Origin of the sequence: Xanthomonas euvesicatoria (assembly GCF_013112235.1) — a bacterium.
In the GTDB taxonomy this organism is placed as follows: Bacteria; Pseudomonadota; Gammaproteobacteria; order Xanthomonadales; family Xanthomonadaceae; genus Xanthomonas; species Xanthomonas euvesicatoria.
Genome location: NZ_JABFFS010000001.1, coordinates 1,995,475 through 2,016,476 on the forward strand (window position 1 = coordinate 1,995,475; position 21,002 = coordinate 2,016,476).

At 65.4% G+C, this 21,002-nt stretch carries 20 protein-coding genes, 1 pseudogene and 1 riboswitch; of the genes and pseudogenes, 15 read left to right on the forward strand and 6 right to left on the reverse strand.

Annotation, left to right across the window (positions count from 1 at the left end):
- Positions 1 to 3 precede the first annotated feature (3 nt).
- Positions 4 to 801: a c-type cytochrome gene (locus tag HLH45_RS08480; RefSeq protein ID WP_008576758.1), complete on the reverse strand. Its 798-nt coding sequence runs from the start codon at positions 799 to 801 to the stop codon at positions 4 to 6.
- Positions 802 to 944: 143 nt separating this feature from the next.
- Between HLH45_RS08480 and yihA the strand changes: the two genes are divergently transcribed.
- Positions 945 to 1,568 (forward strand): ribosome biogenesis GTP-binding protein YihA/YsxC, encoded by a 624-nt coding sequence (gene yihA, locus HLH45_RS08485; protein WP_008576759.1) that lies wholly within the window; start codon positions 945 to 947, stop codon positions 1,566 to 1,568.
- A gap of 391 nt (positions 1,569 to 1,959) precedes the next feature.
- Entirely contained in the window at positions 1,960 to 3,324 is a 1,365-nt protein-coding gene (locus HLH45_RS08490; protein WP_008576760.1) for a glutamate--cysteine ligase, read from the forward strand.
- Between the two features lie 187 nt (positions 3,325 to 3,511).
- Here the strand turns inward: HLH45_RS08490 and HLH45_RS08495 are convergent, their stop codons facing one another.
- Together HLH45_RS08495 and HLH45_RS08500 are read right to left on the reverse strand one after the other, a co-directional pair.
- Positions 3,512 to 5,014, reverse strand: coding sequence for an ATP-binding protein (locus HLH45_RS08495; protein WP_008576761.1), 1,503 nt, complete (start codon positions 5,012 to 5,014; stop codon positions 3,512 to 3,514).
- Complete coding sequence (locus HLH45_RS08500; RefSeq protein WP_011050505.1) at positions 5,011 to 5,730, reverse strand: response regulator; 720 nt, start codon at positions 5,728 to 5,730, stop codon at positions 5,011 to 5,013. Before HLH45_RS08500 ends, HLH45_RS08495 begins: the two co-directional genes overlap by 4 nt.
- Before the next feature lie 137 nt (positions 5,731 to 5,867).
- Between HLH45_RS08500 and HLH45_RS08505 the strand changes: the two genes are divergently transcribed.
- The 6 genes from HLH45_RS08505 (at position 5,868) to fghA (ending at position 11,082) form a co-directional block, all read left to right on the forward strand.
- On the forward strand, positions 5,868 to 6,968 hold the full coding sequence (locus tag HLH45_RS08505) for a glycosyltransferase (RefSeq protein WP_014089370.1): 1,101 nt from the start codon (positions 5,868 to 5,870) through the stop codon (positions 6,966 to 6,968).
- A 445-nt stretch (positions 6,969 to 7,413) separates the two neighbouring features.
- On the forward strand, positions 7,414 to 7,770 hold the full coding sequence (locus HLH45_RS08510) for a hypothetical protein (RefSeq protein WP_033479191.1): 357 nt from the start codon (positions 7,414 to 7,416) through the stop codon (positions 7,768 to 7,770).
- Between the two features lie 327 nt (positions 7,771 to 8,097).
- A complete protein-coding gene (locus HLH45_RS08515) occupies positions 8,098 to 8,373 on the forward strand; it encodes a metal/formaldehyde-sensitive transcriptional repressor (protein WP_005911021.1) in 276 nt (91 codons plus the stop codon).
- A 66-nt stretch (positions 8,374 to 8,439) separates the two neighbouring features.
- Positions 8,440 to 9,549 carry an S-(hydroxymethyl)glutathione dehydrogenase/class III alcohol dehydrogenase gene (locus HLH45_RS08520; RefSeq protein WP_008576768.1) on the forward strand — a complete coding sequence of 370 codons (1,110 nt, stop codon included), beginning with the start codon at positions 8,440 to 8,442 and terminating at the stop codon, positions 9,547 to 9,549.
- 68 nt (positions 9,550 to 9,617) lie between these two features.
- Entirely contained in the window at positions 9,618 to 10,193 is a 576-nt protein-coding gene (gfa, locus tag HLH45_RS08525; protein ID WP_029818656.1) for an S-(hydroxymethyl)glutathione synthase, read from the forward strand.
- A 58-nt stretch (positions 10,194 to 10,251) separates the two neighbouring features.
- Complete coding sequence (gene fghA / locus HLH45_RS08530) at positions 10,252 to 11,082, forward strand: S-formylglutathione hydrolase (protein WP_008576770.1); 831 nt, start codon at positions 10,252 to 10,254, stop codon at positions 11,080 to 11,082.
- Positions 11,083 to 11,249: 167 nt separating this feature from the next.
- Here fghA and HLH45_RS08535 read toward each other — a convergent pair whose 3' ends face one another.
- Positions 11,250 to 11,588 carry a hypothetical protein gene (locus HLH45_RS08535; RefSeq protein ID WP_008576771.1) on the reverse strand — a complete coding sequence of 113 codons (339 nt, stop codon included), beginning with the start codon at positions 11,586 to 11,588 and terminating at the stop codon, positions 11,250 to 11,252.
- A gap of 187 nt (positions 11,589 to 11,775) precedes the next feature.
- On the reverse strand, positions 11,776 to 13,437 hold the full coding sequence (ettA, locus tag HLH45_RS08540) for an energy-dependent translational throttle protein EttA (RefSeq protein WP_005910999.1): 1,662 nt from the start codon (positions 13,435 to 13,437) through the stop codon (positions 11,776 to 11,778).
- A 223-nt stretch (positions 13,438 to 13,660) separates the two neighbouring features.
- Here ettA and HLH45_RS08545 point away from each other — a divergent pair, with 223 nt between their 5' ends.
- The 5 genes from HLH45_RS08545 (at position 13,661) to ribD (ending at position 17,823) form a co-directional block, all read left to right on the forward strand.
- Positions 13,661 to 14,158 carry an RcnB family protein gene (locus HLH45_RS08545; RefSeq protein WP_008576772.1) on the forward strand — a complete coding sequence of 166 codons (498 nt, stop codon included), beginning with the start codon at positions 13,661 to 13,663 and terminating at the stop codon, positions 14,156 to 14,158.
- 197 nt (positions 14,159 to 14,355) lie between these two features.
- Entirely contained in the window at positions 14,356 to 15,609 is a 1,254-nt protein-coding gene (gene glyA / locus HLH45_RS08550) for a serine hydroxymethyltransferase (protein ID WP_008576774.1), read from the forward strand.
- Positions 15,610 to 15,711: 102 nt separating this feature from the next.
- Positions 15,712 to 16,236 carry a transcriptional regulator NrdR gene (gene nrdR, locus HLH45_RS08555; RefSeq protein ID WP_003490311.1) on the forward strand — a complete coding sequence of 175 codons (525 nt, stop codon included), beginning with the start codon at positions 15,712 to 15,714 and terminating at the stop codon, positions 16,234 to 16,236.
- Positions 16,233 to 16,721 carry a GNAT family N-acetyltransferase gene (locus HLH45_RS08560; RefSeq protein ID WP_008576777.1) on the forward strand — a complete coding sequence of 163 codons (489 nt, stop codon included), beginning with the start codon at positions 16,233 to 16,235 and terminating at the stop codon, positions 16,719 to 16,721. The genes nrdR and HLH45_RS08560 overlap by 4 nt, the downstream gene beginning before the upstream one ends.
- Positions 16,714 to 17,823 carry a bifunctional diaminohydroxyphosphoribosylaminopyrimidine deaminase/5-amino-6-(5-phosphoribosylamino)uracil reductase RibD gene (ribD, locus tag HLH45_RS08565; RefSeq protein WP_008576779.1) on the forward strand — a complete coding sequence of 370 codons (1,110 nt, stop codon included), beginning with the start codon at positions 16,714 to 16,716 and terminating at the stop codon, positions 17,821 to 17,823. The genes HLH45_RS08560 and ribD overlap by 8 nt, the downstream gene beginning before the upstream one ends.
- A gap of 95 nt (positions 17,824 to 17,918) precedes the next feature.
- Here the strand turns inward: ribD and HLH45_RS08570 are convergent, their stop codons facing one another.
- The gene (locus HLH45_RS08570) at positions 17,919 to 18,542 is read right to left on the reverse strand and encodes a hypothetical protein (RefSeq protein ID WP_008576780.1); all 624 of its coding nucleotides are present in this window, start codon (positions 18,540 to 18,542) and stop codon (positions 17,919 to 17,921) included.
- A gap of 219 nt (positions 18,543 to 18,761) precedes the next feature.
- A riboswitch (FMN riboswitch) is annotated at positions 18,762 to 18,940 on the forward strand.
- 168 nt (positions 18,941 to 19,108) lie between these two features.
- On the opposite strand from HLH45_RS08570, the gene HLH45_RS08575 reads away from it, so the two are divergent.
- Entirely contained in the window at positions 19,109 to 19,711 is a 603-nt protein-coding gene (locus HLH45_RS08575) for a riboflavin synthase (RefSeq protein WP_008576782.1), read from the forward strand.
- Positions 19,708 to 20,848 (forward strand): annotated as a pseudogene (gene ribB, locus HLH45_RS08580) (3,4-dihydroxy-2-butanone-4-phosphate synthase). Before HLH45_RS08575 ends, ribB begins: the two are co-directional and overlap by 4 nt.
- The last annotated feature ends 154 nt before the right edge of the window (positions 20,849 to 21,002 follow it).

Consider the following 21,002-nt stretch of genomic DNA (forward strand, 5'->3'; position numbering starts at 1 on the left):
AGCTCACGAACGTGCAGGCGTTCCTGCAGGTGGCTGCGCCGCTGCCGCGTCGTCGGCACGATCATGCAGGCCTTGCAGATAGCTGGCCAGCGCCTGGATCTCCTGCTCGGTCAGCGGATGCGCCACCTGCGCCATGATATTGAACAGCGCCGGATTGCGCTCCTGGGTGGTGCCGGCCTGGTATTCCTTCAGGCGCCGCGCCACGTAGTCGGCATGCTGTCCGCCCAGGCGCGGATAGGCCGGGCCCGGATTGCCGCCGCCCGATGGCCCATGGCAGGCCATGCAGGCCGGCACGCCGCGGGCGATGTCGCCGCCGCGGTAGAGCTTCTCGCCGACCTCGTAGAACTTCATGCCCTGGTAGGGGCCCTCGGCGATCGCCGCGTCGTCGGCGACACCGGCGGAGGCCTTCTGGGTGGCGAAGTAGGCGCCCAGGTCGCGCATGTCCTGCGCGGTGAGGTCCTTGACGAAGGGCACCATCACCGCCGACATCCCGGTATTACGTTCGCCGCTGGCAATCAACGCCACCTGATGCGCCACGTAGCGCTCGGTTTGCCCGGCAATGCGCGGGTACATCGCCACTGCCGGATTGCCGTCCGGTCCATGGCAGGCTGCGCAGGCAGCAGCCTTGGTCTGGCCGGCCTTGGCATCTCCCCAGGTGGTCTTGGCCAGGTCCACCTCCAGCGGCGCAACGCGTACCGGCGGCGGATCGGGGATCGGCGTGACTGCCGATTGCGCAAACGCCACGGCCGCAATGACCGGTACGGCGAGTGCGGCGAGGACTAGCACACGAGCATGGCGCATCAGCTAAAGCTCCGTATAGACCCGGCCCGCGCGCGTTGGGTACTGGCAGTGGCAGGCGTGCTTCGATTATCGACACGCCTTTGCGCCAGGGTCAACGAACAGTGCAGCAAAACTGCCGGGCCCGAACGTGCGATCCTAGGCGGATGTCGCTTCTTATCGAACAAGCCCGCTACCACCTGTCCGCCCACAACGCCCGGCAATTGCCCGACGATGGCGGCTACGAGGTGGCCTTTGCCGGCCGCTCCAACGCCGGAAAATCCAGCGCGCTCAATGCGCTGACCCGCCAGAACGCGCTGGCGCGCGTGTCCAAGACCCCCGGCCGCACCCAGCAGCTGGTGTTCTTCCAGATCCAGCCCGAGCGCTACCTGGTGGATCTGCCCGGTTACGGCTACGCCAAGGTGCCGCAGGACCTGCAGGCGCACTGGCAGGCCTTCATCGACCGCTATTTCCGCACCCGCGAGGCGCTGCGCGGGCTGGTGGTGGTGATGGATATCCGCCACCCGCTGAAGGACTACGACCTGCAGATGCTCGGCTATGCCGCCGAACGCGGCCTGCCCGCGCATGGATTGCTGACCAAGGCCGACAAGCTCGGCCGTGGCCAGCAGATGCAGACCTTGCAGAAGGTCAAGAAGGAAGTGACCTCGCGCTTTGGCGACAGCGTGACGGTGCAGACCTACTCGGGCGAGTCCCGCCAGGGTGTGGACGAATTGCGCGCAATTGTCGGTGCTTGGCTGGGACTGGATGTGGAAACCACTGCGGCCGAATGATGCCGTGCAACACGAGTGTCGGGCGTGGCTGGATGCCCAGCGCCTCGTCACGGCGGCAGACTTCGGTCTGCCGTTTGCGTTTCCAGCGGCAGTGATCGGTGGGTCGCCTTGCGGAGCGATGCGCGGCCTGAGCAGTGCGTAGGGCGCGCATGGCAACGCTTGCGGTGATGACCGGGCTGTGTCGGACGATGCCGGCGCTGCAGAACGCGCAGCCCGGTCATTTGATCCAGATCACGCCATCGCCGCGATCGATGGCGGGCATGCATCGGTGGAAATGTCATGCCCCGCCGGTGTCGCCAATCCTTTCGCGTCGGGCGGGTATAGTGCGGGCCTTGCGGTGGCAGGGGAGGATCCCCACATCGTCCCACCCCTTTCGTTTGCGAGCCTGCCCTTGTCGAGTCCCAGCCACGTTGCCGAAACGCCGATCACCGAACGCGCGGAGCTGGTCCAGGTGCTGGCTTCCGGCGAGAAGCCGAGTGCGGACTGGCGGATCGGCACCGAGCACGAGAAGTTCGGCTTTCAGTTGGATGACCTGCGTGCGCCCACCTTCGAAGGGGCACGCGGCATCGAGGCCTTGCTGACCGGGCTGACCCGTTTCGGCTGGGAGCCGGTGCAGGAAAACGGCCGCACCATCGCGCTGCTGCGCGATGGTGCATCGGTCACGCTGGAGCCGGCCGGGCAACTGGAGCTCTCCGGCGCGGCAGTGGAAACCCTGCACCATACGTGCGTGGAAACCGGCACCCATCTGGACGAAGTGGCGCAGGTCGCCGGCGAGTTGCAGCTGGGCTTTCTGGGCATGGGCTTCCAGCCCAAGTGGCGTCGCGACCAGATGCCGTGGATGCCCAAGGGCCGCTACCAGATCATGAAGAACTACATGCCCAAGGTCGGCTCGCTCGGCCTGGACATGATGACGCGCACCTGCACGGTGCAGGTCAACCTGGATTACGCCACCGAAGCGGACATGGTGAAGAAGTTCCGCGTGTCGCTGGCGTTGCAGCCGATCGCCACCGCGTTGTTCGCCGATTCGCCGTTCACCGAAGGCAAACCGAACGGCTACCTGAGCTACCGCTCGCACATCTGGACCGACACCGACGCCGATCGCACCGGCATGCTGGATTTCGTGTTCGAAGACGGCTTCGGCTACGACCGCTACGTCGATTACCTGCTCGATGTGCCGATGTATTTTTCCTACCGCGACGGTGTGTATCACGACGCCAGCGGGCAGAGCTTCCGCGCTTTCATGCAGGGCAAGCTGCCGGCGTTGCCGGGTGCGTTGCCGACGCTGCGCGATTGGTCCGACCACATGACCACCGCGTTTCCGGAAGTGCGTTTGAAGAAGTATCTGGAAATGCGCGGTGCCGATGCCGGCCCGTGGGATCGGTTGTGCGCGCTGTCGGCGTTCTGGGTCGGCCTGCTGTACGACCAGGCCGCGCTGGATGCGGCCTGGGACCTGGTCAAGGATTTCAGTCCGACCGAGCGCCATGCGCTGCGCGACGGCGTGCCCAAGTACGCGTTGGGCCTGCCGTTCCGCAATGGCACCGCGCGCGATCTGGCAGTGGAGGCAGTCAACATCGCGCGCGAGGGCCTGCGTCGCCGCGCACGCCTGAATCGCGACGGGCAGGACGAAACCGGCTTTCTGGATGTGATCGCCGAGATCGCCGAAAGCGGCGTCACCGCCGCCGAACGCAAGCTGGCGCTGTATCACGGCGCATGGAAGGGCGATATCGACCGCGTGTTCCGCGAGTTCGCCTACTGAGCGTGGGTTGGCCGGTCGCCAGCGCGTGCTGGCGCTGGCAGCAGTTGGCCGTGGGCGATTGCGTGCCGGAGTCGTCGCGTCAGCCGATGTAGCCAGACGCGCAAGGCCATGGCCGGAACAGCGGTGGTGGGCTCGGATCATGACAGCTGCCGCTTGCCCGGCCCGGCAGGCCGCACTCCATCACACGTCAGCGCCGCTCGGGCATGCAGGGCAGTCGTACGGTCACGCGCAAGCCGCCACGCGGGCGATTGTCCAGGCGTAGGTCGCCGCCGTGCGCCAGCACGATGCTGTGCGCCACCGACAAACCCAGCCCGATGCCGCCGGTGTCGCGATTGCGCGAAGACTCGCCACGCACGAACGGCAGCAACAATTGTTCGCGCTGGGTCGGGTCGATGCCGGGGCCGTCGTCGTCGATCCACAACACGCCGTCCTCGCCATCGCGCTGCAGTTGCAGACGGGCGCGCTTGCCGTACTTCAACGCGTTTTCGAGCAGATTCATGACCGCGCGGCGCAACGCCAGCGGGTCGCCGTCCAGGGTGATTTCCGGGCCGGGCAGCAGCTCGGCGTCGGCGCCGATATCGGTGGCGTTGTCCACCACGCTCTCCACCAGCAAGCGCAGATCCAGCGGCGCGCGCTCGCCGCGATGACGATCGTTCTGGATGAAGTCCAGCGCTGCGGAAATCATCGCCTTCATTTCGTTGATATCGGCCAGCGCCTTGTCGCGCAGCGGTGGCTGCAGGCCATCCAGACGAAACGACAGCCGCGCCAGCGGCGTGCGCAGGTCGTGCGCAATCGCTGCGACCATGTGCGTGCGTTCGTTGATCAGGCGGTTCAGGCGCGCCTGCATCGCGTTGAACGAATCGGCTGCGCGCACGATTTCCGGCGGGCCGCTGCGTTGCAGGGCGGCGGCATCGGGATTCCGGCCCAGGCGGTCGGCAGCTTCGGCAAAGCGCTTGATCGGTGCCGACAGCGCGCGCGAAAACCACCATGCCAGCGGCACGTTGGCCAGCAGGCCGGCCAGGAACAGCAGCACGACGTGGGTCTTGAACTCGCCCGAGAGGCGTCGACGCGGCGATTCCACCGTACGCCAACGGCCATCGGGTTGTTGCAGGGCGGCGGTGAAGCCGTCCAGCAGCGGTACGCCGGGGGTCAGGCGCTCGCTTTCCCAGGCGCCGGGCAACTCGTCCGGGCGCAGCCCGTCGCCGGGCAGCGCAGCAGGGTGGCCGTCACGCGGCCAGTCGTCCGGAAACGGCGGCAGAGGTTGCGTGCCAGGGCGTTCGTGCGCCCCGTCACCGCTCTCGCCCGCGTGGTTCTCGTTGGACCACCGCTGCGGCGGCAGCATGCCTGGCTGGGGGCCTTCACGATCATTGGCGTTGCGGTAGAACCGCACCTGGCCTTCGGGCACGTCCAGCCAGTGCGCAAGCAGCATTTCGGCGAAGGGGTCGCGCACCTGGCCTGTCGGCGGCACCGGGGCTTGCGCCGATTCGTGCACTTTCAGGGTCTGGGTACCGGCCGGCATGCGGGTGGAGAGCAGCGCCACCACTTCCGGCGGATGGACCGGAGGCTCGTAGACGGGGGTACGCATCATCAACAGGGCGATGCCCACCGCCTGGGCGGTGACCAGGGCCACCGCCAACAACACAAAGGTCCGCGCAAAGATCGACAGCCCGCGTCGTGCCGGTTTGCTCACAGGCGCGAGACGCTCGGCAGCAGCATGTAGCCCTCGTTGCGTACGGTGCGAATCAACTCGGTATGGACGCGCTCATTGATTTTGCGGCGCAGGCGGCTGATCTGGCTGTCGATGGCGCGGTCGTAGACGTCGGTGTCGCGGCCGCGGGCGTAGTCCAGCAGCTGGTCGCGGCTGAGTACGCGCTGCGGGTGTTCGACGAAGGTGCGCAGCAGCGCGAACTCGCCGTCGGACAGATTGATGAAGATGCCGGTCGGGTCGCGCAGGTCGCGGCGCACCACGTCCAGCCGCCAGCCGGCGAATTCGTAGACGTTTCCGCGCTGGTCGGCCTGTTCGTTGCTGGCCTGGCTGCGCCGCAGCAGGGCGCGCACACGGGCCAGCAATTCGCGCGGATTGCAGGGTTTGGCCAGGTAATCGTCGGCGCCGACTTCCAGGCCGATGATGCGGTCGGTGTCGTTACCCAGCGCGCTGAGCATGATGACCGCAGGTGAACCGCGCTCGCTGGCCAGGGCGCGCGCTGCACTCAGCCCATCTTCTCCCGGCATCATCACGTCGAGTACGATGAGATCCGGGCGGCGCTGCGCCATGACAGAGCGCATCTCCGCCACGTTTTCGGCCATATCCACCTGGTAGCCGTGAGCGCTCAGAAATTCGCCGATCAGCTTGCGCAGGTCCGGATCGTCGTCGACCACGAGAACGCAGGGTTGTTGCAGGTCCATAGGGATCATCGTCTGTGGCGCGGAGCTTGGCCCGCGCAAGGTGGTGGCTGCCGGATACATGGTGCTCGCAATTGCAGGGCTGGAGCACGCATCATAATGATCGAATTTGTCAACCATTGGCACACGTGTAACGCACCATGACAGACCAGGACATCGCGCAGGAAGCCACGGCATCGACACTATGCCGTTGTACTGGCGCGTGCGTGCATGACAAGGCATTTCCAATGATGCGGGTGATCAGTCGCGACAACGGCGTGGGGCTGACCCGCGACATGGTGCTGATGGCCGATACGCTGCGCGCCGGCGGCGTGCCGGTGCAGGAAGTGGGATTCACCAGTCAGCGCCTGCACGATACTGGGCGCGAGGCACGCCTGTGGGCCAGCCGCACGCTGTTCGGGCGGGTGCCGCTGCAGATCTTTTCCGAGCGCGTGTACAAGCGCTGCCTGCCGCTGGGGCAGATCAACCTGCTGGTGCCCAACCCGGAGTGGCTGCTGCCCAAGTGGCTGCCATTGCTGCCGCGCTTCGATGCGGTGCTGTGCAAGACCCACCATGCCGAGCGAATTTTCCGCAGCCTCGGGTGCGCCACGCGCTTCATCGGCTTCACCAGCCCGGATCGCCATGACCCACGCGTGTTTCGTCAGCGCGCTTTCTTCCACCTGGCCGGGCGCAGTACCGCCAAGGGCACGCGCGTCTTGCTGGACACCTGGCAGCAGCATCCGGAGTGGCCGCTGCTGACGGTGGTGCAGAACCCACGCACCGCCGGCAAGCCGGTCGTGGCCCCGAACATCGACCACCGCGTGGGGTATCTGGACGATGCCGAACTGCGCCGCATGCAGAACGCGCATCTGTTCCATATCTGCCCCTCCGAGGCCGAAGGGTTCGGGCACTACCTGATGGAAGCGCTAAGCGTGGGCGCGGTGACGTTGGCGACCGACGGCGAGCCGATGAACGAATTGATCAGGCCCGAACACGGGGTGCTGATCCCGGTGGCCGAGGTGCGTCAGCGTCGTCTGGCATCGTATTACTACGTGGACGCGGCAGGCATCGCGCAGGCAGTGGAAACCGCGCTGGCATTGCCACAGGCCCAACTGGACCAGTTGTCGGCCAACGCGCGCGCGTTCTACCAGGCCAACGATGCGGCATTTGCCGCGCGCTTTCGTGCTGCGGTGCTGGCCTCGCTACCGGAGCATGCAGTGGACGCTGCGGTCGCCGCGGCGCCGGCTGCCGTCGAAAACTGACGGCGACAACGCCTGCGTCGCCACTGTCGGACCCCGCATCTTCCCGTGCGTAAGCCGAAGCAGGTGCTGCACGCGCCTTGCATCTGCGTTGCGGATGCCGGCAAGCGCCAATCCACGCCGGCGCGCGGCGCGCGATGGCAAATGCGCAGCACAGTCAGCTGCAACTCTTCCCGGACCAGCGCGGCCCAGCCCGCGTCCGCCGTCTGCAGGCCGTGCGCAGATGTGCCATCCAGCCAGGGAGATCACGATGGTCCACGCACCACCACGCGTTGTCGTTACCACTGCAATACTCGCGGCGCTCAACCTGGCAGGTTGTGCCAATTTCTGCGGTGCTATGCACCATGCGCCTATGCCCTACGCGCATCGTGCGCCACCGCCACCACCACCGCCACCGCTGGGTGCAAGAAACATCGAAGCATTGCCGCCGTGTGCGCCGGACCACGAGGTGGTCCCGGCAGCGCCTGCCGACGTCGCGCACCGCGCTGCGCCGGAGCGGCAGGATCGGGGAAGCGGCGACGGCTGCCTGGTACATAGGGGCGTGGCACCGCCACCGCCGCCACCCTTCGATAGCGACCCATTCGACGCACCGGATGCCGCAGATGAACTGCCTGGCCTGCCGCCAGACGATTCCGAGTTCGACGCAGCGCTGCAGGCGTGCGCGACCGCCGAAGGCAGCGCAGCGCCGTTCCCGCAGGCGCCTTCGCCGGACCTGCCGCCCGAGTTGCTGGCGCAATGTCTGGATGCCGCAGGATTCGCTCCGCCACCGCCACCGCCGCCGCCGCCGTTCCAGCCCCGGCGCTGATGCGGGGACTCCACCCCAGCGGTCGGCAACGGTCGGGATGATCGAAGGGGCCGGTGCTGCGGCTATGGCGCGCAACCATCCTTGCGCTGGGTGCCTGGCGCGCCTGCGATGTGCGAGGCGTCGCCACGTCTGCGCAATGTGCGTGCTGCATTGCGGCTAACAGGTGGGCTCTTTATCCCCGTGCCACCGGCGGCATTGGGGGCATCGCGCCATGTGCCAACGCGTGGCGGTCATCGCGCTCGACAAGACCACGGTCGGCAGGCCGCTGGCCATAGCTTTTTTCGAAACAATCCATATACTGCCCCCCAGTATTTTGCTGGAGCTGCCATGCCGCATTCGCCGCACGAGAAAAAGCGAGCGCTAGCACGCGTGCGCCGGCTGCGCGGGCAATGCGACGCGCTGGAGCGGGCGCTGCAGGCGGGCGCGGACTGCGCTCCGGTCTTGCAGCAGATCGCCGCGATCCGGGGCGCCGTGAACGGGCTGATGTCGCAGGTGCTTGAAGCGCATATCCGTGAAGATTTCGGGCACGCCGCCGCATCCGATGCGCAACGCGCCGAGCGGGTGCAGGATCTGCTCGGTCTGGTCCGGTCCTACCTCAAATAAATCTCCCACCGGGTCGGCGCTTGTCGCGCCCCCGTCCTCGAACCTCATCGTCAGGAGCGTCATCCCATGAAATCCCGTGCAGCAGTCGCATTCGGACCCGGCAAGCCGCTGGAAATCGTCGAAATCGACGTCGCGCCGCCGAAAGCCGGGGAAGTGCTGGTCCGCATCACCCACACCGGCGTGTGCCACACCGATGCCTTCACGCTGTCCGGCGACGACCCGGAAGGCATCTTCCCGTCGGTGCTCGGGCATGAAGGCGGCGGCATCGTCGAGGCAGTCGGCGAGGGCGTGACCAGCGTCAAGGTCGGCGACCACGTCATTCCGCTGTACACGGCCGAATGCCGCAAGTGCAAGTTCTGCCTGTCCGGCAAGACCAACCTGTGCCAGGCCGTGCGCGCCACCCAGGGCAAGGGCCTGATGCCGGATGGCACCACGCGCTTCTCCTACAACGGCGAGCCGATCTATCACTACATGGGCTGCAGCACCTTCAGCGAATACACCGTCGTGCCGGAAATTTCGTTGGCCGTGGTCAATCCGGAGGCGCCGCTGGAGAAGGTCTGCCTGCTCGGCTGCGGCGTCACCACCGGTATCGGCGCGGTGCACAACACCGCCAAGGTCAAGCCAGGCGAGAGTGTTGCCGTTTTCGGCCTGGGCGGCATCGGTCTTGCGGTGATCCAGGGCGCGGTGCAGGCCAAGGCCGGGCGCATCCTGGCCATCGACACCAATCCGGGCAAATTCGACCTGGCGCGCAGCATGGGTGCCACCGATTGCATTAACCCCAAGGACTACGACAAGCCGATCCAGGAGGTCATCGTCGAGTTGACCGATGGCGGCGTGGACTTCAGCTTCGAGTGCATCGGCAACGTCAATGTGATGCGTTCGGCGCTGGAGTGCTGCCACAAGGGCTGGGGCGAGAGCGTCATCATCGGCGTGGCTGGCGCCGGCCAGGAAATCAGCACGCGTCCCTTCCAGCTGGTGACTGGTCGCGTGTGGCGCGGCAGCGCCTTCGGTGGCGTCAAGGGACGTACGCAATTGCCGGGCATGGTGGAGCAGTCGATGAAGGGCGAGATCGACCTGGACCCATTCATCACCCACACCATGCCGTTGGAAGAGATCAACGAGGCCTTCCACCTGATGCACGAGGGCAAGTCGATCCGCACCGTGATCCATTTCTGACCAGGCGGCCAGGAGCGGCGCGCGGCCGCTTCCGCGCACGTGGTACCCGACACTCCGGGAGGAGCGTGATGACTAACGTGTCGATTCATCCTTCGGTAGATGATGGTGTTGCGCGAGGTGGTGCAGAAGATTTTCAAGGCGGCACGCTTGAATGCCACTGCGCCAGCGACAAGGTGACCGTCGAGGTGTCTGCGCAGACCGCGCATAACCATGCTTGCGGTTGCAGTAAATGCTGGAAACCCGATGGCGCCAAGTTCTCGGTGGTGGCGGTGGTTCCGCGCGACAACGTCAAGGTCACCGCGCACCGGGAAAAGCTGAAGATCGTCGACGAAAGCGCGACGATCCAGCGCCATGCGTGCACCGGTTGCGGAGTGCATCTGTATGGGCGGATTGAAAACAAGGACCACGCATTCTACGGTCTGGATTTTGTGCACACCGAGTTGTCGAAACAACAGGGCTGGTCGGCACCGGGCTTTGCCGCGTTCGTCTCGTCGATCATCGAAACCGGTACGCCGCCGGAGCAGATGGATGGCATACGCACGCGCCTGACCGAACTGGGATTGCCGCCCTACGACTGCCTTTCCCCGGCGTTGATGGATGCCCTGTCGGCGCACGTGGCACGCAAAAAGGGTCTGTTGCATTGATGGTCCAACCTTGCAGCCGGCGATCCGGCTGCAGGGTTTTCTCTTCGTAAGGAATCTCATGGAACGTATCGAACACCGCGCCTGCTTCGGCGGCTGGCAGGATGTCTATCGGCATCAGTCGCACACCTTGAACTGCAGCATGCAGGTGGGCATTTACCTGCCGCCACAGGCCGCCGACGGCCCGTTGCCGGTGCTGTATTGGCTGAGCGGTTTGACCTGTACCGAACAGAATTTCATCAGCAAGGCCGGCGCGCAGCGCTATGCGGCCGAGCATGGGGTGATCCTGGTTGCGCCCGACACCAGCCCCCGGGGCGAGGATGTGGCCGATGCGGACGGTTACGACATCGGCAAGGGCGCGGGCTTTTACGTCGATGCCACGCAAGCGCCATGGGCGGCGCATTACCGCATGTACGATTACGTGGTGAGCGAATTACCGGCCTTGATTGAAGCGACCTTTGCCACTACCGGTGCACGTGCGATCAGTGGCCATTCGATGGGGGGGCATGGCGCGTTGACCATCGCATTGAAGAATCCGGGCCGCTATCGCAGCGTGTCGGCGTTTTCGCCAATCGTGGCGCCCAGCCAGGTGCCGTGGGGCGAGAAAGCATTTGGCCAGTATCTGGGGAACGACCGTACGACCTGGAAAGCCTACGATGCCACTGCATTGCTTGCTGACGCGCAGGAGCGGTTGCCGCTGCTCATCGATCAGGGCGATGCCGATGAATTTCTGCAAACCCAGCTGAAAACCGCATTGTTCGAAGATGCGGCCAGGTCCGCCGGCTACCCGGTGACGGTGCGGCTGCAGCCCGGCTACGACCACAGCTACTACTTCATCGCAAGCTTTATTGGCGAGCACATTGCGCATCATGCTGCGGCCTTGCGTGGTTGAGTGCAGCTGTTGGCGTATGCTGTTGGAGATGCAGTCCGGTGAATGAGGGTGGGGGCCACGCCGATGCAGTGCGTGGCGTCACGTGTAGCTGAGTGGCGTCACTCGCCCGCGCTGCCATCGGTGGCACTGTGCACTGCCAGCGCCGCCGACACATGACAGATTGCAGTTCAGCGAACGTCGCGCAGTTCCCAGTGCGAGCCAGCCAGGGCCTGCATGCGCTGTTTGAAAAGGTCGCCGGGAATGCTCGTCGTTGCAACCAGATCGATGCGCAGGTCGTGCTGCTTGCCGGTGACCGTCGCTGCCGGGTCGGTGATGCCCAGGCTGGGATCCACTTCGTCGGGGTCGGTCTGTAGCTGGCGCCAACGGTCGAACCACGCCGGATCGCGCAAAGCTGCCTGCAATTGCTCGGCAAAGGCCTCGGCGCCATTGGCGGTGAAGCTCACCGAGGGCGCACTGCCACGGGCGAGCTTGGGATCGGGCAGGCTGATCGAATAGCTGACAGGCATATGCAAGGCTCAGATGGATGACGCCGGCACGGTAGTGCAGCGCAAGTGAGCATCCCGTCGACGGGCGGGCAGGGGACTCCACACGCGCAGGTGGACGGCGCCAGCAGCCAACAGCCAAGTCTCCGTCCGCTGACTCCGCACACAAAAAAGGCGCCTTTCGGCGCCTTTTCTTTGGAACTACGACGACTTACTTCAAGGCCTTGAAACGCAAACGCTTCGGGCCGGCGTCGTCGCCCATGCGGCGGCGCTTGTCTTCTTCGTACTCGCGGTAGTTGCCCTGGAAGAACTCCACGTGCGAATCGCCTTCGAAGGCCAGGATGTGCGTGGCGATACGGTCCAGGAACCAGCGGTCATGCGAAATCACGAAGGTGTTGCCGGGGAATTCCAGCAACGCATCTTCCAGCGCACGCAGGGTTTCGATGTCCAGGTCGTTGGACGGTTCGTCCAGCAGCAGCACGTTGCCGCCCTGCAGCAGGGTCTTGGCCATGTGCAGACGACCGCGCTCACCACCGGACAGCGAACCGACCATCTTCTGCTGGTCCTGGCCCTTGAAGTTGAAGCGGCCGATGTAGGCGCGCGACTGGATTTCGATGCCGTTGATGTTGAGGATGTCCAGGCCGCCGGCGATTTCCTGGAATACGTTGTGGTTGCCCTCCAGTGCGTCGCGGCTCTGGTCCACGTACGACAGCTGCACGGTCGGTCCGACCACGATCTCGCCGGAGTCCGGCTTTTCCTGGCCGGTGATCATCTTGAACAGGGTCGACTTACCGGCACCGTTGGGGCCGATGATGCCGACGATGGCGCCCGGTGGCACGATCATCGACAGGTTGTCGATCAACAGGCGGTCGCCGAACTTCTTGGACACGTTCTTGAACTCCATCACCGCGTTGCCCAGGCGCTCGCCCGGCGGGATGAAGATCTCGTTGGTTTCGTTGCGCTTCTGGTAATCGACCGATTGCAGCTCTTCCAGGCGGGCCAGACGTGCCTTGCCCTTGGTGCGGCCGCCCTTGGCGTTCTGGCGCGACCATTCCAGTTCCTTCTGGATCGCCTTCTGGCGGGACTTTTCCTGGTTGTCTTCCTGCTTGAGGCGCTCGTCCTTCTGGGTCAGCCAGTCGGTGTAGTTGCCCTTCCACGGAATGCCGCGGCCGCGGTCCAGTTCCAGGATCCACTCGGCGGCGTTGTCGAGGAAGTAGCGATCATGGGTCACCGCCACCACGGTGCCGGTGTAGCGCGCCAGGAACTGCTCCAGCCATTCCACCGACTCGGCGTCCAGGTGGTTGGTGGGTTCGTCGAGCAGCAGCATGTCCGGCTTCTGCAGCAGCAGGCGGCACAGCGCCACGCGACGCTTTTCGCCGCCGGAGAGCTTGCCGACGATGGCGTCCCACGGCGGCAGGCGCAGCGCATCGGCCGCCACGTCCAGCTGGTTTTCCAGCGTATGCGCATCGCCGGCGGCCAGGATCGCCTCCAGGCGCTCCTGCTCCTTGGCCAGCGCGTCGAAATCGGCGCCTTCTTCGGCATAGGCCAGATACACCGCATCCAGCGCGGCCTGGGCCTGCAGCACGTCGCCCACGCCTTCTTCCACCGCCTCGCGCACGGTGTGCTCGGGATTGAGTTGCGGTTCCTGCGCCAGGTAGCCGACCTTGATGCCCGGTTGTGGGCGCGCCTCGCCCTCGAAATCGGTGTCCACGCCGGCCATGATCTTCAGTACCGTGGACTTGCCCGCGCCGTTCAGGCCCAGCAGGCCGATCTTGGCGCCCGGAAAGAAGCTCAGCGAGATGTCCTTGATGATCTGCCGCTTGGGCGGGACCACCTTGCTGACGCGGTTCATGGTGTAGATGTATTGCGACATGGGGGCTCCGTGGACGCAGGCAGCCCGCCGGCCGAGGCCGGAGGCAGCGGAAAAGGGGTTGCGCCAATTATACGGGCAAGTGGCTTGAGCCGCGGCAGCACCCTTGCAGCTAAACCGCACCTTACTTTCGACCTGAAAGGCTTTTTCGTAATCGATTCCAGCAAGAATGCGTTAAGGCGGTCCGCCCCTTAATGAAATTACGACACCGCGAACAGGAACTGTCATGAACCGCAAACGCATCGTTACCGTTGTGCTTTCCTCCATCCTGGCGCTCGGTGCCTTCGCACCTGCGGCGTTCGCCGGGGATTGGGACCGCGACCACGATCGCCGCGGCCATGACCGTCACCATGGCCACGATCATCGAAGAGACTGGCGCGACGCCCGCCGTGACGACCGTCGCGAGTGGCGCCAGGACCGCCGCTACTACAGCAACGGCTATCGCGAGGGTTACCGCGATGCCCGCTACCAGGACCGCCGCTACGATCGCAATCGCGTCTACGTCTACGATCGCCCCGCGTACTACCGCGCCGGCCCGCCGCCGCGTCCGTATTGGGCCCGTGGCCAGCGCTACCACGGCCCGGTCTATGTGGTGAACGATTACGACCGCTACGACCTGCGCCGCCCGCCGTACGGCTACCGCTGGCAGCGCGACGACCGCGGCAATCTGCTGTTGGTGGCCATCGCCACCGGCATCATTGCCGACCTGGTGCTCAACAACTAACGTGGCGCGGCTGCCGGGTCGTCCCCGGCCGCGACCGGCAATCGAGCCGGTCATCACGCAAAGGCGCATCTTCGGGTGCGCCTTTGTCATGTGCGCAGTGCGGGCACACGGGCGGCGCCGGCTGCGCGATTGGTCACCCGTGCGGCAGGGGCTTACAATCGGCGACCCTACTGGCAATAGCTGCCCCGGAGCTTGGAATGTTCTCGCGCGATGTCCGACTGGAAACCTACGACCCCGAACTGGCCAAGGCCATCGCTGCTGAAGCCGGCCGCCAGGAGGATCATGTCGAGCTGATCGCCAGCGAAAACTATTGCAGCCCGCTGGTGATGGAAGCGCAGGGCAGCCAGCTGACCAACAAATACGCCGAAGGCTATCCGGGCAAGCGCTACTACGGCGGCTGCGAGTTCGTCGACATTGCCGAACAACTGGCGATCGACCGCATCAAGCAGGTGTTTGGCGCCGATTACGCGAACGTCCAGCCGCACAGCGGTTCCCAGGCCAACCAGGCGGTGTATCTGGCGCTGCTGCAGCCGGGCGACACCATCCTGGGCATGAGCCTGGCGCATGGCGGCCACCTGACCCACGGCGCAAAGGTCAACGTCTCCGGCAAGCTGTTCAACGCGGTGCAGTACGGCGTCAACGAGCAGGGCCTGATCGACTACGACGAGGTCCAGCGCCTGGCGACCGAGCACAAGCCGAAGATGGTGGTGGCCGGTTTCTCCGCGTATTCGCAGAAGATCGACTGGGCCCGCTTCCGCGCCATCGCCGACAGCGTCGGGGCCTACCTGTTCGTGGACATGGCGCACATTGCCGGGCTGGTCGCCGCCGGGGTGTACCCGAGCCCGATGGAACATGCGCACGTGGTCACTTCGACCACGCACAAGACACTGCGTGGCCCGCGTGGCGGCATCATCGTCGCCAAGGGCGCCAGCGAAGAGCTGCAGAAAAAGCTGCAGTCGATCGTGTTCCCCGGCATCCAGGGCGGCCCGCTGATGCACGTCATTGCGGCCAAGGCGGTGGCGTTCAAGGAGGCGCTGGAGCCGGCGTTCAAGACCTATCAGCAACAGGTGATCAAGAATGCCCAGGCGATGGCCAATACCCTCATTGCGCGCGGCTACAAGATCGTCTCCGGCGGCACCGAGAACCACCTGATGCTGGTGGACATGATCGGTCGCGATGTCTCCGGCAAGGACGCCGAAGCTGCGCTTGGCAAGGCGCACATCACCGTCAACAAGAATTCGGTCCCCAACGACCCGCGCTCGCCGTTCGTCACTTCCGGTCTGCGCCTGGGCACCCCGGCGATCACCACGCGCGGTTACCAGGAACAGGACAGCATCGACCTGGCCAACTGGATCGCCGACGTGCTCGACGCGCCAACCGACGAAGCCGTGCTGGCGAAGGTGCGCGATGCCGTGACCGCGCAGTGCAAGCGCTATCCGGTGTATGGCTAAGGTGCCGGGATTGGTGATTCGGGATTCGGGATGCGCTAACGGCGCGTCCTTGCTTGTGCTGTTGCCAATCCCCAATCCCCAATCCCAAATCCCGGACGTCTGATGCATTGCCCCTTCTGCCAGCACAACGATACCCGCGTGATCGATTCGCGGGTGTCCGAAGACGGCACGACGATCCGTCGGCGCCGCGAGTGCGAGGCGTGCGGCGAGCGGTTCAGTACGTTGGAGACGATCGAGCTGAAGCTGCCCACCGTGGTCAAGAGCGATGGTGGACGCGAGGCGTTCGATGCACGCAAGCTGCGCACCAGCTTCGACCGCGCGCTGCAGAAGCGGCCGGTGGCCGAAGAGCAGATCGAGGCGGCGGTGCGCGCGGTGGTGCATCAGCTGCGCATGTCCGGCGAGCGCGAAGTGGGTTCGCTGCGGGTAGGCGAATACGTGATGGTGGAGCTGCGCAAGCTCGATCATGTCGGCTATGTGCGCTTTGCCTCGGTGTATCGCAGCTTTCAGGACGTGGCCGACTTCCGCGAGGAAATCGAAAAGCTCGAACGCGAATTGCCGGTCGGCAGCGAACAACTGCCGCTGCTGGAAGCGGCATTGGAACGCGCCGGCAAACCCGGCAAGCGATGAGCGCGATGCGCATCGCCTGCGTTGCGCAAACGCCGCAGTACCTGCCTGCGATTGCGCAAGCGCATCTACAGGCCTTCGGCGCGCTGCTGCCGGAGTGGAGCATCGATGAGGCGCTGAGCGAACTGCGCAGCCATGCGTGCGATGGCGTCATTCCTACGACCTGGGTGGCGCTGGATCAAACGCAGTGGCTGGGCTCGGTGAGCCTGCTCGAAAACGACGACGCACGCATCCGGCAATGGTCGCCGTGGTTGGCGTCGTTGTATGTGCAGCCGCAGGCGCGCGGGCAGGGCATAGGCGAGGCGTTGGTCGCACACTGCGTGCAGGCCGCAGCGCAGCTGGGCGTGCCGCTGCTATACCTGTATTGCCAGCCGGGCTTGGCGCCGTTCTACCAGCGCCTGGGATGGCAGATACATACCGGGTTCCTGCTGGGCCCGATGCAGATCGTGGTGATGCGCATTACGCCGGGAGTGCAACGCAATGCGTGAGGCCACAACGACCGCCAGCGCCGACGACCATCGCTGGATGGCGCAGGCGCTGCGTCTGGCCGAGCGCGGCGCCTACACCACCCGGCCCAATCCGATGGTGGGCTGCGTCATCGTGCGCGATGGCGTCTGCGTGGGCGAGGGCTTTCATCAACGTGCCGGCGGCCCGCATGCCGAAGTCTTCGCGCTGCGTGCAGCGGGTGAGTTGGCGCGCGGTGCCACCGCGTACGTGACGCTGGAGCCATGCGCGCACTATGGGCGTACCCCGCCATGTGCGCTGGCCTTGATCGATGCCGGCGTTGCGCGTGTGGTTGCAGCAATGGCCGACCCGTTTCCGCAGGTCAATGGCGGCGGGTTTGCGCTGCTGCGCGAGGCCGGGATCGAAGTGCTGAGCGGCGTGATGCACGCGCAGGCGCGCACGCTCAACCAGGGATTTCTGTCGCGGGTGGAGCGTGGGCGGCCGTGGCTGCGGGTCAAACTCGGCGCCAGCCTGGACGGACGGACCGCGCTGGCAAGCGGTGAATCCAAATGGATCACCGGAAGTCGCGCGCGTGCAGATGGGCAGCGCTGGCGCGCACGTGCTGGCGCGATCCTGACCGGTGCAGGTACGGTGATGGCCGACGACCCATCCATGACGGTGCGGCTGGGCGAGGACATGCCGGTCGTGCCGCCGCTGCGCGTGGTGCTCGATGCCGGGCTGCGGACGTTGGCGTGCAGGAACATTCGTCAGGGCAGTGCGCCAACGCTGTATCTGCATGGCGAAAATGTGGCTGCACCTTCGCTGGACGATGCGCAGTTCCTTGCGGTGCCGTTGCAAGCTGGACGCTTCGATCTGCCCGCGGTGCTGGCGCTGCTGGCCGAGCGCGGCATCAACGAAGTCCACGTGGAAGCCGGCGCCATGCTGAGCGGTGCGCTGCTGCAGGCCGGACTGGTGGACGAATTGCTGGTCTACATGGCGCCGGTGTTGCTGGGCGACACCGCAAGGCCGCTGGTCGCTGGCCTTGGCATCGAAACGATGGCGCAGCGACATGCACTGCAGCTGCTGGATGTGCGCCAGCTGGGGCAGGATCTGCGTCTGCGCTATGCGCCGGCTGTTGCCGGGTGAGAGCTGCATGGCGCCTGCGATGCTGCGCGGCCGTGCTATTGCGCGCATAAAAAAGGCCCCGCATGCGGGGCCTTGGTGTATCTGCGAAGCGCCGATCAGAAGCTCGCGCGCACGCCGACCTTGTACTGGTTGGCGTTGTCGACGAACTGCGCTTCGGCGACCAGGCCCCAGGTGCGGGTGAAGTTGACCTGGCCACCCAGGGTGCCGACGAACTCACCCTTGTCCACGTCGCTACCGTCGATGTAGCCGGCCTTGATCCAGGCTTCGGTGCGCGGCGAAGGCTTGCCACGCAGGCCCAGGTTGGCGAAGCCCAGGTTGCTCGAGTCCGACGCTTCACCCAGTCTGCGGCCGTTGACGCGCGATTCGACTTTGCCTTTGTTGCGCAGGACAGCGAACTCGGCGTTGAAATCCACGCGCTCGGTCATTTCCTGGCGATAGCCGATACCAGCGTGGGCCTGCTGCACAGTGATTTCTGCAGTGATACCAGCAAACGGGCTGTAATTCTCGGTCGCGCGCTGATAGCCAGCAAAAACGTAAACCGGCTCGGCAATCTGCCAAGAGCCTAGCAGGTAGCCACCGTCGAGATCATCGGCGTCGCTGTTTACACTGATTTCGGTACGGTTCCAGCCGCCTTCGACGTAGTTGTAGCTCAAGCCTTCCGCAGAAGCGGCAAACGGTGCGGCAGCCAGCAGGGCAGCCATGATCAGGGTGTTACGCATTGGATGTCTCTCTTCGAATTGATGTCCGTGTCTCCACCTCGTTGCGAGGTGGAAAAGAACGACGTCTCCCGTCGCGGCGCGTAAATTAACAGATCCTTCACAATCCTGGCTATGGGGGATTTCTCGACATGACGCAGTGTCCTGCCAGCCTTGGCCCCCGCTCGGCCATTGCGTCGATGTGCCCTGTTAAACTTTGCGAGCCGGTTCGCCGGTACTCACGAACGTCTTCAGGGCGGGGTGCGATTCCCCACCGGCGGTAGGCATGCGCAAGCGTGCGAGCCCGCGAGCGCTTGCACTCCAGGGTTGAGCGGATCAACGCCAAACGCCTGCTGGGCAAGGTCAGCAGATCCGGTCCGATGCCGGAGCCGACGGTATAGTCCGGATGAAAGAAGACGGCCAACGCGCGGCCTTGCGGCTGCGCGCGCGCCTGTTTGCTTTGCCTTGCGGCGTTTTTCGCTCAACTCCTGCGAGAAACGACTAATGTCCATGCACCACCTGCCGCGCTGCGCCGCGGCCTTCCAGCGCTCCGTCACGGCAGCCGTGCTGTTGCAAGCGGGGGCACGCTGATGTTCACCGGCATCATTGAAGGCGTCGGCCAACTGGCCGCGCGTCAGCCGCAGGGCGGCGATGTGCGCTTCACCTTCGCCACCGGCACGCTGCCGTTCGAAGCGGTCCAGTTGGGCGAAAGCATCGCGGTCAATGGCGTGTGCCTGACCGTGATCGCGTTCGACGCGGCCAGTTTTCAGGCCGATGCCTCGACCGAGACGCTGTCGCTGACCACCCTGGGCGCGTTGCCAGAGGGCGCACTGCTCAATCTGGAACGCGCGATGCGGCCTACCGACCGGCTTGGCGGGCACCTGGTCAGCGGACATGTGGATGGCCTGGGCCAGGTGCAGTCGGTTCATGACGATGCACGTGCGCAGCGTTGGCGGTTTGCTGCGCCGGCGTCGGTGTTGCGCTATGTGGCCAAGAAGGGCTCGATCTGCGTGGACGGCGTGAGCCTCACCGTCAATGACGTAGACGAAGACGGCTTCGAGGTCGCCTTGATTCCGCATACCGTGGCCCACACCGCGTTTGCGCAGACTGCGGTCGGTGCGGCGGTGAACCTGGAAATCGATCTGGTGGCGCGCTATGTGGAACGCCTGCTCGGCGCACGGGGGGCAGCATGAATTTCGCACCCGTTCCGGAACTGATCGAAGAATTGCGCGCCGGGCGCATGGTGGTCATCGTCGATGACGAAGACCGCGAAAACGAAGGCGATCTGATCATGGCCGCCGAGTTGGTGAAGCCGTCTGACATCAACTTCATGGTCACCCACGCGCGCGGGCTGGTGTGCCTGTCGCTGACCCGCGAGCGCTGCGCGCAGCTGGGTCTGGCGCCGATGGTGCGCAACAACACCGCGCAGTTCCAGACCAACTTCACTGTCAGCATCGAAGCGGCCGAAGGGGTGACCACCGGCATTTCGGCCTACGACCGCGCGCACACCGTGCGTACCGCCGTACGCCCGGATGCCCGGCCCCAGGATCTGAGCCAGCCTGGGCATATTTTCCCGTTGATCTCCCAGCCCGGTGGCGTGCTGACCCGTGCCGGCCACACCGAAGCGGCCAGCGACCTGCCGATGCTGGCCGGGCTGGAACCGGCCGGTGTGCTGGTGGAAGTGCTCAACCCGGACGGCAGCATGGCGCGCCGCCCGCAATTGGAAGTGTTCGCGCGCGAGCATGGCCTGAAGATGGGCTCGATCGCCGACCTGATCGCATATCGGCTTGCCAATGAGCACACCGTCGAGCGCGTGGACGAGCGGCAGATCACCACCGAATTCGGTCCGTTCAAGCTGGTGACCTACCGCGACCGCATCGCGCACGACCTGCACTTTGCGCTGGTGCGCGGTCGCGCCGATCCGCAGACGCCGACGCTGGTACGCGTGCAGGTGGAAAACCCGTTGGCCGACCTGCTGCACTGGCAGCGCGATGACTTCGGCGTGGCAGCCACCGACGCCTTGCGCGCGATCGCCGCCGAAGGGCAGGGCGTGATGGTGGTGCTGTCGGCGCCACGCGACAGCGAATCGCTGCTGGCACGGCTGCGCCAGCAGCCCGAAGCGGCCGCCAATGCCAAGGACGTGAGTCAGTGGCGGCGCAACGGCGCCGGCGCCCAGATCCTGGCCGACCTCGGCCTGGGCAAGTTGCGCGTGCTGGGCACCCCTCGGCGCCAGGTGGGGTTGGCCGGGTTCGGGCTGGAGGTGGTTGAGTATCTGGAATGCCACCCCCGGTGAAGGCGTGCGCTCGGTGCCGCCGTCTGCCGTTCCCTGAGATGGCTGCGAGCTCACTTGGCCGGTCCCGTTGGTCTGGACTGTCAGTTAGCTGACGGCGCGCGGCTGTCAGCTGCGCGCTGCGTGTGGCGGCGCTGAAGTGGCCTGGGGCCGGCTACCGGTTCCAGCCGTGGCCCGCCCCCGGCCGGTTGCGC